The organism is Streptomyces graminofaciens, assembly GCF_030294945.1.
GTDB classification, from domain to species: Bacteria; Actinomycetota; Actinomycetes; order Streptomycetales; family Streptomycetaceae; genus Streptomyces; species Streptomyces graminofaciens.
This window is the reverse complement of the sequence record NZ_AP018448.1, coordinates 6,080,141-6,095,153: the sequence shown is the minus strand read 5'-3', so window position 1 is coordinate 6,095,153 and position 15,013 is coordinate 6,080,141. Positions and strand designations below refer to the sequence as shown.

The window sequence follows — 15,013 nt, the reverse complement described above, 5'->3', positions numbered from 1 at the left end:
CCCCTACGCCACGCAGAACGCCACGTCTACGCGACGGGAAACGCCACGTCGCACACCGGGTCCTCGGGCCCGGCCGCGCCCCAGTCCGCGAAGTACACCTCGCGGCACGGACCGACGACCGTCAGCCCGCGCTCGGCGATCCACCGCTCGACCGCCTCGAAGGCCGCGACGATCTGCGGATGGGCCACCTGGGCCTTGGTGATCCGGGTGTAGGCGAGCCGTCCCGCAGGCTCCACGCGCACCTTCGTCCCCCGGGCCGTACTGTGCTCGGCCGCCCACGCGCGAGCCGCGTTCTCGTCCGCCACCGGCACACACGACTCGACGGGGCCGTCGCTCTCCATCGACACCTCGGAGTGGTAGACGACGAAGGGTGCCCCCGTCGTTCCGCCGCAGAGGGCCGCGCCCTTCTCCAGCCGTCCGAGCGACGCCTCGATCCACGCCGGCAACTCGTGCGCGAGGGCGTGCCGCGCCTCGGTCAGCACCACCTGCGGGCCCATCTCGACCGTTTCCACCGTGAATGTCCCGTACGTACTGTCCATTCCGGGATCCCTTCCTGAGAGCCGTCCACGGAGGTAGGCGGCGAGGGTCCGCTGGGACGCGAAGCGCGACTCGGCCTCGGCCCAGTACGCGGCGAGCCGCTCGGCGGCCCGCTCACCCTCCAGTTCGACGATCTCCGCAATCCGCGCGAGCGGCATGTCGAGCTGCCGCAGCAGCGCCACAAGCCGAGCGCGTTCGACCTGGTCGGCGCGGTAGTACCGGTAGCCGTTCAGCTCGTCGACGTACGCCGGCGCGAGCAGTCCCAGCCGGTCGTACAGCCGCAGTGCCTTCGCCGACAGCCGTGAGCGTGCGGCGAAGGCACCGATGGTGAGCAGATCCCGGTCGACGTCCACTGGCCCATCCTCCGTCACCGGGCGCCCTCCGCCCGGCGAGAGGGACGGTGCTCCCTGCCCCTGGGGCAAGGTCAACGACGGCCCCGGAGGTTCAGCCGATGGCCTGCTCCACGGCGGCGACCAGCTCCGCCGACTCGGGCTCGGTCTGCGGCGAGAAGCGGGCGACGACGGAGCCGTCCCGGCCTATCAGGAACTTCTCGAAGTTCCAGCGGATGTCCCCGGTGTGCCCCTCGGCGTCGGCGTGCCCGACGAGCCGCTCGTACAGCGCGTGCCGCCCGTCACCGTTGACCTCGACCTTCTCGGTCAGCGGGAAGGTCACGCCGTACGTCGCCGAGCAGAACTCCGCGATCTCCTCGGCGGAGCCGGGCTCCTGCCCGAGGAACTGGTTGCAGGGCACACCGAGCACGGTGAAGCCCTTCTCGGCATAGCGCGCCTGCAGCGCTTCGAGGCCCGTGTACTGCGGGGTGAGCCCGCACTTGGAGGCCACGTTCACCACGAGCACGGCCTTGCCGCTGTACTGCGCGAGGTCCGCGGAACCGCCCTTCAGGGCACCGATCTCGACGGCCAGGGGGGAGGTGGCAGCGTTGTCTGTAGTCATAAACGGATGCTATCTCCGGTCACCGGTGTGGTCCTTGGGGGGCTCTGGCGCCGGCTCTCCCCAGCTGGGTTCAGGCATGTCCGGCCCGTCCGGCGCTCGAGGACGAGGCCGCTCAGGCCGACGGGGGGTCTGGGGGCTCGGCCCCAGGGATGGGACGGGGCAGGGGCGGCGCGGGCGAAGATTCCCCGGCCGGCCGAGCGTCCCGGCCCCGCCCGGCAGCGACCACCACCTCCCCGGCCGCCGTCCGCGCATACAGCACCGACCGCCCCGCCCGGCCCCGCCGCACCAGCCCCGCGTCCAGCAGCACCCTCAGATGGCGGCCCACGGAACCCAGCCCCTGCCCGGTCACCGCGCACAGCTGGGTCGTGCTCATGGGGGAGTCGAGCAGGACGAGCACCCGGGCACGGGCCTCGCCGAGCAGGGGCCCGAGGGCCGCGGACACCGTCCCCTCGCCCCCGTCCGCGAGGACCCCGGCGCACGGGTACACCACCGCGTACCGCTCCCGCTCCTCCCACGCCACCCACCCGACCCGCTGCGGCGTGACCGGCACGAACACCAGCCGGGCCCCGGAGATCTCGCGCGGCGGATACTCGTGCCGGTTGACCTGGAGCCGGTTGCCGCCGAGCCACCGCATCCCCGGCCGCATCGCGTCCAGCACCGCCGCCCAGCCGCCCTGCCCCAGCTGCGCCGTACGGGCGAGGACATCGGCCTCCAGGACACGCCGCCGCCGCGCCCAGTACGGCCGTACGGTCTCCTCCCACACGTACGTCAGGAGGTCGGCCGCGCGGGCCGGCAGGTCGTCGCGGTGCAGGGCGGCGGGCAGCGGGCCGGCCAGGGAGAGGGTGAGGTGGGCGCGGGCGGCGGCCGGGTCGGCGTGCCGGACGCGGGCGATCTCCTCGGCGAAGGGCTCGCCCTCGCGTGGTGTGGGCGTGAGGAAGTCGGCGATCCACTCCTTGCCGAGGCCGGAGCGGACGAGCAGCGCGGTGAGGGGGGCGCGGGCCAACTCGGCGCGATACGCGGGCAGATGGGCGGCCAGCCAGGCGTGCTCCCCGGGGTGCGCCCCCGTGCCCGCGTGCAGCACCTTCAGGCTCGCGAACGTCTCGGCGAGCGGCGAGACCACGAACCGGCTCCCGGCGAGCGTGTCGGCGTTCACCTGCCACCAGCCCACAGCGCCCCTTCCTCCAGGTTTCGCGCAGGTGCGAAACATTAGCCGCAGGCCCGCGGACGGCGTGATCGTCCACGGCATGCCCCCGCACAGAGACACGCCCCAGCACAGAGACACGCCCACGCACAGAGACACGCCCACGTCCTCCGGGCACGCCTACCGGGACCTCTTCCGCACCCCGGAGTTCACCCCGCTCTTCGTGACCTCCGCCCTCCAGACCGCCGCCTCGACGACCGGCGGGCTTGCCCTGGGCACCCGCGTCTACGAGGCGACCTCCTCCCCGTTCCTGTCGGCGCTCAGCATGTTCGGCCCCTCGCTCGCCCAGGTCGTCGGCGCGACGACGCTGCTGTCGGCCGCCGACCGGCTGCCGCCGAGGGCCGCGACGACGGGCCTCGCCCTGGTCTTCGCCGTCGCCACGGCGACCCTCGCGCTGCCCGGCCTGCCGCTGTGGGCGGTGTTCGCGGTGATCGCGGCCCAGGGGCTGGTGGCGTCGCTCGGTGGCGGCGTCCGCTGGGGCCTGCTGAACGAGATCCTCCCGAAGGAGGCGTATCTGCCCGGGCGTTCGCTCTTCAACATGATGAGCGGCTTCATGCAGATCGGCGGCTACGCGACCGGCGGCGCCCTCGTCGCCCTGCTCTCCCCGACGCTCACCCTGCTGGTGTCGGCCGCCCTGTACGCGGCGGCCGCCCTCCTCTCCCGCGCGGGACTGACCAGGCGCCCGCCCCGGGCCGACGGCCGGCCGTCCGTCGCCGCGACCTGGCGGACGAACGCCCACCTGTGGTCGTCCGCCCCGCGCCGCCGCCTCTATCTCGGCCTGTGGATCCCCAACGGCCTGGTCGTCGGCTGCGAGTCCCTGTTCGTCGCGTACGACCCCGAGCGCGCGGGCCTGCTCTTCGCCTGCGCGGCACTCGGCATGCTGGCCGGTGACCTGACCGTCGGCAGACTGCTTCCGCCCCGGCTGCGCACCCGCCTGGCCACACCTCTGCTGCTGCTCCTGGCCGCCCCGTACCTGCTCTTCGCCCTGCGTCCGTCGGCGCCCGTGGCCGCGGTCTGCGCGGCGCTCGCGTCGGTCGGCTTCGGGGCGAGCCTGATCCAGCAGCAGCTCCTGCTGACCCTCGTACCGTCCCGACTCACCGGCCACGCGCTGGGGTTGCACTCGGCGGGCATGCTCACGCTCCAGGGACTGAGCGCGGCGCTGGCGGGCACGATCGCCCAACTGACCTCGCCGGGGGCCGCGATGGCGGTGATGGCGGGGGCGTCGCTGGTGGTGACGGTGGTGTTGTGGGCGGCGGGGCTGCGGGAGCCGGTCCACGAGGAACGGGGCGCCGCGTCCGGCCCCACCGCTCCCGCCCACCACGATCGGGAGCGGGAGCGGCCTGCCCCTTCTTGATCGGCACGAGGGGCACTACCTCCCGGACAGGAAGGTTCGGCGCCGAGGGCGCCTGACCTCTCCATGATGCGCGCCACCGGTACGGGCGCCCGGAAATCGGGGAACTTCACCCCGAAAGCCTTCACTGCCACACGTTTTGCGAATGATGCGCGCAAGGAACCGGTACCTTGCGCGCTGCCAGCGGTGGCCGCATTGTTCCGGGAATCCCCGATGCCGTGGCGGGAGAGCGCGCGGGCCCTCCATGCTGACGTCCGGCTCCTCGATGACGCGTCGGCACCGCCGAGGGGGGCCTCTCGGACGTTGCGTGTGTTCTGGAAGGTTCTGATGTCGAGAAGGCAACTCTTATCCGTCGTCGTCCTGGTGACGGTTCTGGTTTGACATCCTCCCCCTCTTAAAAGAGAGGGATTCCGACCCGGGTGGGTTGAGGTTCACGGACGCTCGAACGGCCGGCGGCCACTGTCGTCCCTCCGGCACCGGCTGAGCGCCGGGGGCGGGGAATCCCGCCCTGTCCTGCCGCGACATTGTTTGCTGCGTTCTCATCGGCGTTGCAGGTGAACCCGCAGGACACACAGTCGAAGTCGGCTTGGCTCTTGCGCGACCTCTTCTCGATCCATCCGCAGGCGGAGCAACGCAGAGACGTAAAGGGTGCGGGAACATCCTCGACCCGGCCCGGAGCCTTGTGCTCCGTGCGCTGCCGGAGCAGGCCCCAGCCCTGGGCGAGGATCGCCCGGTTCAGCCCGGCCTTCTGCCTGACATTGCGGCCGGGTTGTTCGAGCGTCCCCCGGGCAGAGGCGGTCATGTTCTTGATGTTCAGCTTCTCGAACCGCACCAGGTCGTAGGTGCGGGCGAGCGTCGTGCTGGTCTTCTCGCACCAGTCCTTACGCCGGTCGGCCTCGCGTGCCCTGAGCCGCGCGACCTTGGCATGCTCGGCGGTCTTCCGTTCGCTTCCCTTCTTCGCCCGTGCCGCCCGTCGCTGGTGCTTGCGGATCTGCGCCTGCTCCTTGACCGTGAGTCGTGGGCAGTTCATCTTCCGGCCGTCCGACAGCGCGGCCGTGATCTTCACGCCCCGGTCAATACCGATGACCTCGCCCGTTCCCGGCGCCTGAATCGGCTCGGGCACAACCGCGAAGGCGACGTGCCACTGGCCGTTGCGGAAGGTGACACGGAAGCTCTTCGCCTTCGGTAGATCGCCTCGGGTGAGACGGAAGCGGACCCAGCCGCAACCGGGTACCTTGACCCGCGCCCACCGCCGGTTGAGTTTCTGCACCACCACGGACCGGCCCATGACCTGCTTGCCGGTCTTCGCGTTCAGCTTCGGCGAGCCGTCCGGCTCGAACTCCGGCACACGATCGGTCCCGATCACACGGAAGCCCTCATGCTGGAACTTCTTACGCCAACCCGGCTCGCCGAACCCGGAGGCGAACCGGGCGTTCTTGGCCTTGGCGAAGTCCTTCAGCGCCTGCTGCTGCACGTCGGCGTTCCCGGCGGCCAGCCACTCGTTGTCACGCCGGGCCACGGTGAGCTGGCGGCACTGCTCGGCGAAACCGGGTGCGGCCTTGCGGCCCCGTCTCCAGTGCGAGTGCTGCTCGACGGCGAGGTTCCACACGTACCGGGCATGCGCGCAGTGGTCGAGCATGATGCCCGCCTGCTCGCTCGTCGGGTACATACGGAATCTGGACATGGCCCCATTTTAGGGCCAGACTTGACGCATGCTCAAGCTGAATCTCCGACTTCCCGACGACCTGTACGCCAAGGCCAAGGCGCTTGCTGCCGCGGACGATCGCTCCCTCAACTCATGGCTGGTGTCGCTCGTGCGCCGTGCGGTTGAGGAGAGTGAACGCCGTTCCGCCCCGGGGGCGTAGCGGCTGTCCCTGCCCTGCTCCACAGGGGCTCGCATTCACCCCGGCCTGAAGACCGGAGCGCCCTGCGGGGAAACAAGGAGCGCGCGCTCCTGGTGGCGTACGCGGCCGGAGCCGGCGACGACCTCGCCTCGTACTGCCTCTATCTGCACCACCTGATGCTGGGCGACACGGAGGCGGCGGCCTGGTGGCGCGAGCAGACGAAGATAGCGACCCGGCCCGCCCCCGAACCGCTGATGGCCGTCCCCGACCCGGGCATCCCGACCTCGTACGACGCCAGCTTCCCGACGGTGCTCCGCGCGCTCACCCACCTTGACCGCACGGCGACACCCCGCACGGAACTCGTCGACGCGGTCATGCACTACGTCCCCGGCGCGGTCGCCCTCGGCCAGCTGGACCCCGACTTCGAACTCCCGCTCCCCGGCCCCGACTTCGCGGAACACCTGAGCGTCCTGCTGGCCGCCGCGTCGACCGCCGCGACCTGGATGGAACCACCGAGCCCACGCCGTACGGCCCCCCGGCTGCCCCGCCTGCCACGCCGGGAGGCACGTGGAAGCGAGGTCGCGGAGGGGTAGGGATGCCGGCTCCGAACCACGCGCATGTGAGGAGCAAGCACTCGTGTCCACTTTCGTCGTCTTCGACCTCGAGTACACCACCTGGCCGGGCGCCGTCGAAGGGAACTGGTCGGCCCCCGGCCAGCTCCGCGAGATCGTGCAGATCGGTGCGCTGCGGCTGAACGAGGAGTACGAGGTGGTGGCGGCGTACGAGGCGCTGGTCCGCCCGGTGGCCAACCCGGAGCTGTCCCCGTACTTCACCGAACTCACCGGCATCGACCAGGAGTCGGTGGACCGGGACGGACTCCCGCCCGCGCGGGCCCTGGACGCCTTCCTGGGCTTCTGCGCGCGCGAGGCCGTCCTCTCCTACGGCAACGACATGACCGTGCTGGCCGAGAACGCGGCCTGGGCCGGGGTCCGCGGCGAACAGCTCGGGAACAGCCTTCTGACCCCGGCCTTCCTGAACATCCGCCCCTGGCTGAACGCCCACGCCCCGGGCACGACGGGGGTGAACTCGGGGCGGCTGTGGCAGGCCCTCGGTCTGCCCGGGCCGACGGTTCCCGGCGGGGAGCACTCGGCGCTGTTCGACTGCCATTCCCTCGCGGCGGCGATCGGGCATGTGTGCGGGAAGGGGGCGCGGTTGCCGGAGGGTTGTGTGTAGCGTGCGCGGTGTGATCACAGCGACCGCCCCGGTGTTCACCGAGTACCACGGCTTTCAGATCAAGGATCCCGAAGGCCCCGTGGCCGACGACCTCGACGCGTCGCACAACGGGCTCGTGTCCGCGTACCTCGGTGACATCGAGGTGGCGACCGGGATCCACACGGGCGACGTCGAGGTCACCGTCGAGCTGCACGCCGAGCCGCCCGGCCCCGCCGAGGGCTGGGAGGAGATCGCCGAGCTCTCCTGGCGGTCCCCGTCCGGCGAAGCCCTGGTGACCCCGCTCATGCACGATCCCGCGGACCTGCCCTCGCTCGCCTGGCAGGGGCCGGGGTCGTACCGGCTGCGCGTCCACGCACGCGGCCGGGACACGGCCGTCGACCACGCGACGGGGGAGAACGTCGTGGAGTTCTACCTCCTCCAGAGCTGGCCGGCCGCGCCTCAGGAGGCGCTGCTGGTGAAGGCGATGACGGACGGCTATGGGGCCGGGCGCCGGGCCGGACCGCCCCGCGACACCCTCGTCATCGACCACGAGGACTCGCTCGACACCCCGTCCGGCCGCGAACGCGACATCCTGCGCCGGGCCGGGCGCGGCGACCACTCCTGACGACCACTTCTGACGACCACTTCTGACGAGCACTTCTGACGACAACTTCTGAAGAACACGAAGCGGGCCACCGGTCGTGAAGTCCGGTGGCCCGCTGTGCAGGTCGGGTGGCCCGCTGTGGTGCGGTCGGCCGGTGATCAGCTCACGTCGGAGGCGTCCAGGCGGTAGAGGCCGCTGTAGTCGCTCACGGCGGAACCGTTCTCCTTGACCCACTCGGCGATCTCGGTGGCGGCGCTGCCGCTGCCGCCCCGGCCGCTGTCGCCGACGACGATGTAGTGCAGCTTGCCCGCCTTCACCAGGCTCTTCAGCTTGGCGAGGGTCATGGCCTCGTCGCTGCCGGACCAGCCGCCCATGGAGATCACCGGCTGCCCGGACTCCAGGATGATCGAGGAGGCCGTCTGGTCGGTGGCCACCGCCACCAGCCAGGTGGCGCCGTCCTGGTTCTTCTTCAGGTACGTGATCATCTCGGACGAGACCTGCGAGCCGCCGCCCATGCCGCCGCCACCGCCGCCCGCCTGGCTGTTGCCGGAGTCCGTGGAGGAGCTGGACGAGGAGGAGGAACTGGAGGAAGAGGAGGAGGAAGAAGAGCTGGAGGAGGACGAGGTGCTGCCGGACGGGGGCTGCCCCATGGACTGGCCGCTGGAATCACCGGAGTTGCTGGTCCCGCCCGGCGCGTTCCCACTGGGCCGCTGACCGCCACCCGTGCCTCCGCCACCGCCCATGCCGCCGCCGGTGTTGGGACCGGCAGTCGGGTTGGTGCCGTTGCTGCTCGCGGTGGTGGCCGCGGAGAGGGAGTACGCGGCGGGCCCGGCCAGCAGCGCGACGACCGCGGCGAGGGACGCGAGGCCGATCAGCTTGCGTCGGCGCATGAACCGCCCGGCGAGCAGCCCGGCCACCGCGACCGCGCCGGCCACCGCGACCACGATCTCGGCGACGGTGTAGAGGGTCCCGGAGCCGGACACCCGCTGGAGCAGGACGACCGCCCAGACCGCGCTCACCGCGACCGCCAGCGGCAGCACCCACCCCCACTTCGCGACCGAGCCCTCCTTGAAGGCGCCGTGGAGCATGACCCCGCCCGCACCGGTGAGGGCCGCGATCCCGGGGGCCATGGCGGTGACGTAGTACGGGTGGAAGGTGCCCTCGGCGAGGGAGAAGGTCAGGTAGTGCAGGACGAACCAGCCGCCCCAGAGCATCAACGCGGCCCGCTTGGTGTCCGTACGAGGCGCCCGTCCCCGCAGCACCAGCCCGGCCACCAGGGCGATGACCGCGAACGGGATCAGCCAGGAGATCTGGCCGCCCATGATCTCGTTGAACATCCGGTAGACGCTCGACTCGCCGCCGAAGCTCGCCCCGTTGCCCTGCGAGCCCACCGACGAACTCGCCCCGAAGATCCGGCCGAAGCCGTTGTAGCCGATGACCAGGTCCCAGACCGTGTTGTCGGTCGAGCCGCCGACGTAGGGGCGGGAGGAGGCGGGGATGAGATCGACGACCACCATCCACCAGGCGCTGGACGCGATCAGCGCGACCGTGCCGACGGCGAGGTTGCGGATCCGGCGGCCCAGGCTTCCCCGGGCGGCCCACAGGTAGACGAGGAAGAAGGCGGGCAGCACGACGTACGCCTGCATCATCTTCGTGTTGAACGCGAACCCGATCGCGACGCCCGACCACACCAGCGGCATCAGCTTGCCGGTGCGTACGGCCTTCATCAGCGCGGCGGCGCCGAGCAGCATCAGGAAGACGAGGACCGGGTCGGGGTTGGTGTCCCGGGTGATGGCGACGGTGATGGGCGTGAGGGTGAGGGCGAGCGCGGCGATCGTGCCCGCGGCGACCCCGAAGTCCCGCTTGACCATGCGGTACAGCAGGGCCACCGAGCCCACGCCGACCGCGACCATCGGCAGCATCATCTGCCAGGTGCCGTAACCGAACAGGCGGGCCGACAACCCCATGACCCACAGGGCGAACGGCGGCTTGTCGACGGTGATGAAGCTGCCGGCGTCCAACGCGCCGAAGAAGAACGCCTTCCAGCTCTTGGTGCCGCTGTAGACGGCCGCGTTGTAGAAGGTGTTGCCGGTGATGGAGGACAGGTTCCAGGCGTACAGGGCCGTGGCGAGGACGAGGATCGCCCACAGGGCCGGGCGGGCCCAGCGCGGTTCGTCCGGGGCGCCGGTGAACAGCCGTCGGGCGCGGGCCGCGAGACCACCGTCGGTGGGAGCGGCGTCGGCCCGATGCCGGGGTCCGCCGTCCCGCCCGGTGGTGGTGGGCGGCGGGGCGAGGGTCGTCATGACGCGTACTCCATGTCCTTGAGGCCCTGCGGGAGGGAAGCGGTGGTGGGAGAGGAAGGAGCGGCCGTACGGTCGTCCGGCACCCAGGAGCGGTGCGCGCGGCGCGGTACGCCGCTGACCCGGACCCGGCGGGCGAGTGTCGCCCGGAGCATCCGTCCCATGCCCTTCAGGTCGTCGCCGGCGGTACGGACGATGTCGACGCGGCTGTCGGGGTCGTCGACCCAGTCGACGGGGACCTCGTGGATGCGCAGCCCGTTGCGCTGGGCCAGCACGAGCAGTTCGGTGTCGAAGAACCAGGCGTTGTCCTCGATGCGCGGCGCGAGCGCCCTGAACACCTCGGTGCGCACCGCCTTGAAGCCGCACTGCGCGTCCGAGAACCGGGCCGCGAGGCCGAGCTTGAGCAGCAGGTTGTAGGAGCGGGAGACGAACTCACGTTTGGCGCCGCGCACGACGTCCGCCTGCCGGTGCAGCCGGCTGCCGATGGCGAGGTCACTGTGCCCGGACAGCAGCGGAGCGACCAGTGGCAGAAAGCCCTCCAACCCGGTCGACAGGTCGACGTCCATGTACGCGACGACATCCGAAGTGGACCGGCTCCACACGTACTTGAGCGCGCGCCCTCGCCCCTTGCGGTCCAGATGGACGGCGTGGACGTGCGGCAGCCGCTCGGCCAGTTCGAGCGCGACCTGCCAGGTCGTGTCGGTGCTCGCGTTGTCCGCGACGGTGATCCGGAACGGGAACGGGAAGGCCTCTTCGAGATATGCGTGGAGCCGCCCGACACTGCCGGCGAGGACATGCGCCTCGTTGTACACCGGCACCACGACCTCGACCGAGCGCTGCCGGACGCCTCCCGCGTTCTTTTCGTTCATGTCGGTGACTGTCGAGCCCGTGCCTGTGGGACCGCTGAGCGATCCCTGAGGGGAGGATGAAAAGAGCCGAACTCACAGCCTGCCCACAGAGTGCGTGGAAACCGGGCGGGTGACCCCGGGCGCCTCCCGGCCGCCGCGTGGACCATGGACACGGGGGCGGCTGCTGCATGACACAGGCGTCGGCGGGCGGTACTTCTTCTGGACCGGCGCGGGCGTCGATGTCCTGCTGGTGCTCTCGGGTTTCCTCACCACCCTGCCCTCGCTCCGCAGGGCGACGGCAACCGGCAGGACCGGTGTCGTCGGGTTCCTGGTCCGCAGGGCCAAGCGGCTGATCCCGGCGCTGCTGGTGTCGGTCGCCGTGACTCTCACGGTCTGTTGGGCGCTCGGCTCCGCGCATATCGTCCGTCAGCCGGCTCGGGAGGTCCCGTCGGTTCTCCTCGGTCGTGGGGGCTGGGCCGAGTGGGTGCACGGGTGGCCACTGGGGGCCGTCCCCACGATGGACTCGCCGCTCGCTCCACTGTGGCTGTGGGACTCCACCGCGCGGTCCGTGCCGGCGTGGTCACTCCTGCTGGCGTGCCTCTGTCTGCTCGCCCGACGCCGACTCGCCGCGGTGACCTTGGTCGCCGCCCTGCTCGCCGGGGCGGTGATCGTCGCCGCGGCCCGCGAGGCGCTGCCGGGCATCGGCGTCGTCACCGGCATGCAGGCACTCGCGCTGCCGGCCGGTGCCGGGGCCGCCTGCCTTGTGCACCTGGCCGAACGCGGCAGCCGCGCGGTGTCCCGCCGGACCGCCGTACTGCTGGCCGCGACCGGCCTCGCCGCGGCGGCGGCCTTGGGCGTGTCGGCCGTCCTCCGGGGCGGCGGGCAGGGCGACAACCGGTACGTGGTCGCGGTCGTGCTGGGCGCGGCCCTGCTGACGGCGGTGCTCTGCGGCGACCGAGGCCCCCTGGCACGGCTGCTGTCGGGCGACCTGCTCACCGAGATCGGCCGCATGTCCTACAGCCTCTTTCTGCTGCACCTTCCCCTGAACTGGCTGCTGCGGAACGGCCAGCCCGGCCTCAGCCATCTCGCCCTGTTCCTGGTCGGGGGGCGCGGTGACCTGGTTCCTTTCCCTGCTCCTTCACTACCTGCTCATCGAACGCCTCGCCGCCCGTCCTCGGCGGCCGGGGCGGGCGTCCCGATAACGTCCTCTACTTCCCCGCCTCCGCGCGGGCCTCGCTCGGGGTGAGGCCGAACCTGGAGCGGAAGAGACGGGCGAAGTGGGCCTGGCTGGAGAACCCCCACCGGTGCGCGACGTCGGCGATCCTGGTCTCCCGCGCCCCGGGGCCGGTGAGTTGCTGATGCGCCCTGACCAGACGCCGTTCCACGATGTGGCGTGCCGGAGACCTGCCGGTCGATTCGAATATCCGCCCGAGGTGCCGTACCGAGATGCCCATGACGCCGGCCACCTGCGCGGCTCCGAGACAGGGGTCGTGCAGGTGCCGGTCGATGTAGTCCTCGGCCACGATGAGCTGCGAACGGTAGGCGTCGGGCCCCGGCCGCCCTCCCGTACGCTCCTCGGCGAGTTGCCTGAGCAGGTCGAGCACGGCCACCTCGGCGTCGGCGGGATCGTACGGCCCGCCGCGCGACGCGGCGGCCAACCCGCCGAGCCGGGAACTCAGCGCGGCCACGAGCGCGCCCTCCCGTGCGGTGCCCCGCCCGAACAGCATCGGCCCGGGCAGCCCGCCTCCCACGCACGCCTGCGTGAACAGGTCACGCGGCACGTCCACCAGGATCTGCCGCATCGAGGAGGAGAACCCGAACAGATACGGCCTGCGCGTGTCGTAGACGCACAGCTCGCCCGCCGTGGCAGCGAGGCAGCCGTCCTCGTGCAGGAATACCGCCTCCCCCTTGAGCAGCAGGGTCGCGAACACCGAGTCCTTGGGCGCCGACCTGACCGTCTGCGGGCTGCGCTCGATGGCGTGGGCGTTGCCGGCGATCTCGGCGAGGCGCAGCCCGCCCAGCTCGATGTTGGTCTGACTGGCCAGCAGCCCCTGCTCGGAATAGGAGGTGCAGGACAGGCCCACCAGCGCCTTGCGGTTGTAGTCCTCCCAGTAATGGATGCGCTCGGCGGGTTCGATGTGCTCGGTGGTGGCCCGGGAGATCACGGAGAGGGCGGACATGTGACCTCCTCGTGCTGCATACATGGCAAGAGGCTCAGCGTAGGTGACCGTCACACGGCCAGGTAGCCCCCGTCGACGGGGACGACCGCGCCGGTGACGTACGAGGCAGCCGCCGAACACAGGAACGCCACCACCGAGGCGACCTCGCGCGGCTGCCCGAGGCGCCCGGCCGGGACGCGGGCCAGCACCTGTGCCGTGGCCTCGGGATCGTCGAGCACCCCGCGGGCCAGCGGGGTGACCACGAAGCCGGGCGCGACGGCGTTGACCCGGATGCCGTCGGCGGCGTACTCGGCGGCCAGCGACTTCGTGAGCTGGGAGACGCCGCCCTTGCTGGCGCTGTAGGCGGGCCGGTCCCTGCTGCCGAAGAAGGCGAACATGGACGAGACGTTGACGATGGCGCCGCCGTTCTCGGCCAGGGCCGGTCGGGCGGCCTGGCAGGCGACCATGGTGGCGGTGAGGTTGATCTCGATGACCCGCTGCCAGCGGACGAGGTCGTACTCCCCGCGGTCGTGGCTGACACCCGCGCAGTTCACCAGGACGTCCAGCGGCTGGTCCGTGGAGAGCAGGCCGGTCAGCCCGGCGCGGTCCAGCACGTCGTGCTCCACGACGTGGACGCGGGGGTGGTCGGGCAGGTCGGCGGAGTCGGCGGGCGCAAGGCCGAGCGCGGTCACGTCGGCGCCCAGCTCGGCGAGGAGGACGGCCGTGGCCGCGCCGATCCCCGAGGTGCCACCCGTCACAAACGCCCGCCGCCCCGCGAACTCGCTGCTCACGGGCGCCTGCCGCTCCCCGGACTCGCTGCTCACGGGTGCCTGCTGCCCCGCGAACTCGCTGCTCACGGGTGCCTGCTGCCCCGCGAACTCGTCGCTCACGGGCGCCTGCCGCTCCCCGACCTCGCTGCTCACGGACGCCCGCCGCTCCCCGGACTCGTCGCTCATGGACGCCGCCCTCCTGGTCGTACCAGCACTTTGACCTGCTCCTGGCCGCCCAGCAGCGCCTCGAAGCCGTCCCGTACGACACGCTCCAGGGGAATGGTCGACGTGACGATCCCCGCCAGGTCCACGCCCTCCTCGGCCACCATGTGGATCAGCTCGGGATAGGCATCGCGGTATCCCACGCTCGTCATGATCGTCTGTTCGTTGTTCACCAGCGCGAAGGCGTCCAGGGAGACCGTGCCGGTCAGGCCGAGGAACATCACCCGCCCGCCACGCCGGGTGGCGGCCAGACAGGCCCGCAGGGTGCCCTCCGAGCCGACCGCCTCGAACACGACGTCCGCCCCCTCGCCGCCGACCACGTCCGCGAGGTCCGCGCCGGCCTCGGCGGCTCCCAGGCGCAGGGCCAGCTCGCGGCGGGCCGGAGACCGGTCGGCGGCGACGATGCGCCCGGCGCCGTACCGGGCCGCCAGCTGGGTCACCAGCAGCCCGATCGGGCCCAGGCCGAGGACGGCGACGGTCTCGCCGGGGCGGATCCCGGCCCGCCGCACCGCGTGCAGCGCGACGGCGGCCGGCTCGAACACCGCCGCCTGCTCCAGTGAGACCGACTCGGGCAGCCTGTGCAGCATGTACGCGGGCACGGTGGCGCGCTCGGCCAGCCCACCGTGCCCCATGAGCCCGGCGAACCCGAAGTTCCGGCAGATGTTGTACTCGCCCGCGAGGCACCGCGGGCACCTGCCGCACCGGTAGTGCGGCTCCACGGCCACCCGGTCCCCCAGGACGACGCCGTTGACACCGTCGCCCACCTCGGTGACGGTGCCGCAGAACTCGTGCCCCAGGACGAGCGGAGCGGCCACACCGGACTCCGGGTGCGGGTCGCCCACGGGAACGGCGTGCGGCCCGTCGGCGTACTCGTGCAGGTCACTGCCGCAGATCCCGCAGTAGGCGACCTCGATCGTCACCTCGCCGGGCCCGGGCGGTGTCACCGGCACGTCCTCCACGCGGACGTCCTTGGCTCCGTACCAGATCGCCGCCCTCATGCGGTCCCCTCACGAC

At 71.8% G+C, this 15,013-nt stretch carries 15 protein-coding genes; 6 read left to right on the top strand and 9 right to left on the bottom strand.

All coding sequences use genetic code 11. The features are described 5' to 3' along the window. Nucleotides 1–26 precede the first annotated feature (26 nt). The 3 genes from SGFS_RS26125 to SGFS_RS26115 form a co-directional block, all read right to left on the bottom strand. On the bottom strand, nucleotides 27–908 hold the full coding sequence (locus SGFS_RS26125) for a MerR family transcriptional regulator (RefSeq protein ID WP_286253895.1): 882 nt from the start codon (nucleotides 906–908) through the stop codon (nucleotides 27–29). Between the two features lie 73 nt (nucleotides 909–981). After that, the gene (locus tag SGFS_RS26120) at nucleotides 982–1,488 is read right to left on the bottom strand and encodes a glutathione peroxidase (RefSeq protein ID WP_286253893.1); all 507 of its coding nucleotides are present in this window, start codon (nucleotides 1,486–1,488) and stop codon (nucleotides 982–984) included. A 112-nt stretch (nucleotides 1,489–1,600) separates the two neighbouring features. Next, a complete protein-coding gene (locus SGFS_RS26115; protein ID WP_286253891.1) occupies nucleotides 1,601–2,656 on the bottom strand; it encodes an ArsR family transcriptional regulator in 1,056 nt (351 codons plus the stop codon). 76 nt (nucleotides 2,657–2,732) lie between these two features. On the opposite strand from SGFS_RS26115, the gene SGFS_RS26110 reads away from it, so the two are divergent. After that, a complete protein-coding gene (locus SGFS_RS26110) occupies nucleotides 2,733–4,043 on the top strand; it encodes an MFS transporter (RefSeq protein WP_286253890.1) in 1,311 nt (436 codons plus the stop codon). Between the two features lie 391 nt (nucleotides 4,044–4,434). Here SGFS_RS26110 and SGFS_RS26105 read toward each other — a convergent pair whose 3' ends face one another. Next, on the bottom strand, nucleotides 4,435–5,724 hold the full coding sequence (locus SGFS_RS26105) for an RNA-guided endonuclease InsQ/TnpB family protein (RefSeq protein ID WP_286253887.1): 1,290 nt from the start codon (nucleotides 5,722–5,724) through the stop codon (nucleotides 4,435–4,437). A 28-nt stretch (nucleotides 5,725–5,752) separates the two neighbouring features. On the opposite strand from SGFS_RS26105, the gene SGFS_RS26100 reads away from it, so the two are divergent. The 4 genes from SGFS_RS26100 (at nucleotide 5,753) to SGFS_RS26085 (ending at nucleotide 7,721) form a co-directional block, all read left to right on the top strand. Further along, nucleotides 5,753–5,905, top strand: coding sequence for a toxin-antitoxin system HicB family antitoxin (locus SGFS_RS26100; protein WP_286253886.1), 153 nt, complete (start codon nucleotides 5,753–5,755; stop codon nucleotides 5,903–5,905). A 92-nt stretch (nucleotides 5,906–5,997) separates the two neighbouring features. Then, nucleotides 5,998–6,477: a hypothetical protein gene (locus tag SGFS_RS26095; RefSeq protein ID WP_286253884.1), complete on the top strand. Its 480-nt coding sequence runs from the start codon at nucleotides 5,998–6,000 to the stop codon at nucleotides 6,475–6,477. 43 nt (nucleotides 6,478–6,520) lie between these two features. Further along, nucleotides 6,521–7,117 carry a 3'-5' exonuclease gene (locus SGFS_RS26090; RefSeq protein ID WP_286253882.1) on the top strand — a complete coding sequence of 199 codons (597 nt, stop codon included), beginning with the start codon at nucleotides 6,521–6,523 and terminating at the stop codon, nucleotides 7,115–7,117. 10 nt (nucleotides 7,118–7,127) lie between these two features. Further along, complete coding sequence (locus SGFS_RS26085) at nucleotides 7,128–7,721, top strand: hypothetical protein (RefSeq protein WP_286253880.1); 594 nt, start codon at nucleotides 7,128–7,130, stop codon at nucleotides 7,719–7,721. Between the two features lie 137 nt (nucleotides 7,722–7,858). Here the strand turns inward: SGFS_RS26085 and SGFS_RS26080 are convergent, their stop codons facing one another. Both SGFS_RS26080 and SGFS_RS26075 read right to left on the bottom strand, forming a co-directional pair. Then, complete coding sequence (locus SGFS_RS26080; RefSeq protein ID WP_286253878.1) at nucleotides 7,859–10,003, bottom strand: ArnT family glycosyltransferase; 2,145 nt, start codon at nucleotides 10,001–10,003, stop codon at nucleotides 7,859–7,861. Continuing rightward, nucleotides 10,000–10,869, bottom strand: a complete 870-nt coding sequence (locus SGFS_RS26075) for a dolichyl-phosphate beta-glucosyltransferase (protein WP_350284012.1) — start codon at nucleotides 10,867–10,869, stop codon at nucleotides 10,000–10,002. Before SGFS_RS26075 ends, SGFS_RS26080 begins: the two co-directional genes overlap by 4 nt. A 94-nt stretch (nucleotides 10,870–10,963) precedes the next feature. Between SGFS_RS26075 and SGFS_RS26070 the strand changes: the two genes are divergently transcribed. Continuing rightward, a complete protein-coding gene (locus tag SGFS_RS26070) occupies nucleotides 10,964–12,094 on the top strand; it encodes an acyltransferase family protein (RefSeq protein WP_286253876.1) in 1,131 nt (376 codons plus the stop codon). On the opposite strand, the gene SGFS_RS26065 is transcribed toward SGFS_RS26070, so the two are convergent. The 3 genes from SGFS_RS26065 to SGFS_RS26055 are packed head-to-tail and all read right to left on the bottom strand — an operon-like array spanning nucleotide 12,057 to nucleotide 14,997. Beyond that, on the bottom strand, nucleotides 12,057–13,028 hold the full coding sequence (locus SGFS_RS26065; protein ID WP_286253875.1) for a helix-turn-helix domain-containing protein: 972 nt from the start codon (nucleotides 13,026–13,028) through the stop codon (nucleotides 12,057–12,059). The genes SGFS_RS26070 and SGFS_RS26065 overlap by 38 nt on opposite strands. A 50-nt stretch (nucleotides 13,029–13,078) precedes the next feature. Next, a complete protein-coding gene (locus tag SGFS_RS26060; RefSeq protein WP_286253873.1) occupies nucleotides 13,079–13,963 on the bottom strand; it encodes an SDR family NAD(P)-dependent oxidoreductase in 885 nt (294 codons plus the stop codon). Then, nucleotides 13,960–14,997, bottom strand: a complete 1,038-nt coding sequence (locus SGFS_RS26055) for a 2,3-butanediol dehydrogenase (RefSeq protein WP_286253872.1) — start codon at nucleotides 14,995–14,997, stop codon at nucleotides 13,960–13,962. The genes SGFS_RS26060 and SGFS_RS26055 overlap by 4 nt, the downstream gene beginning before the upstream one ends. Nucleotides 14,998–15,013: the final 16 nt, after the last annotated feature.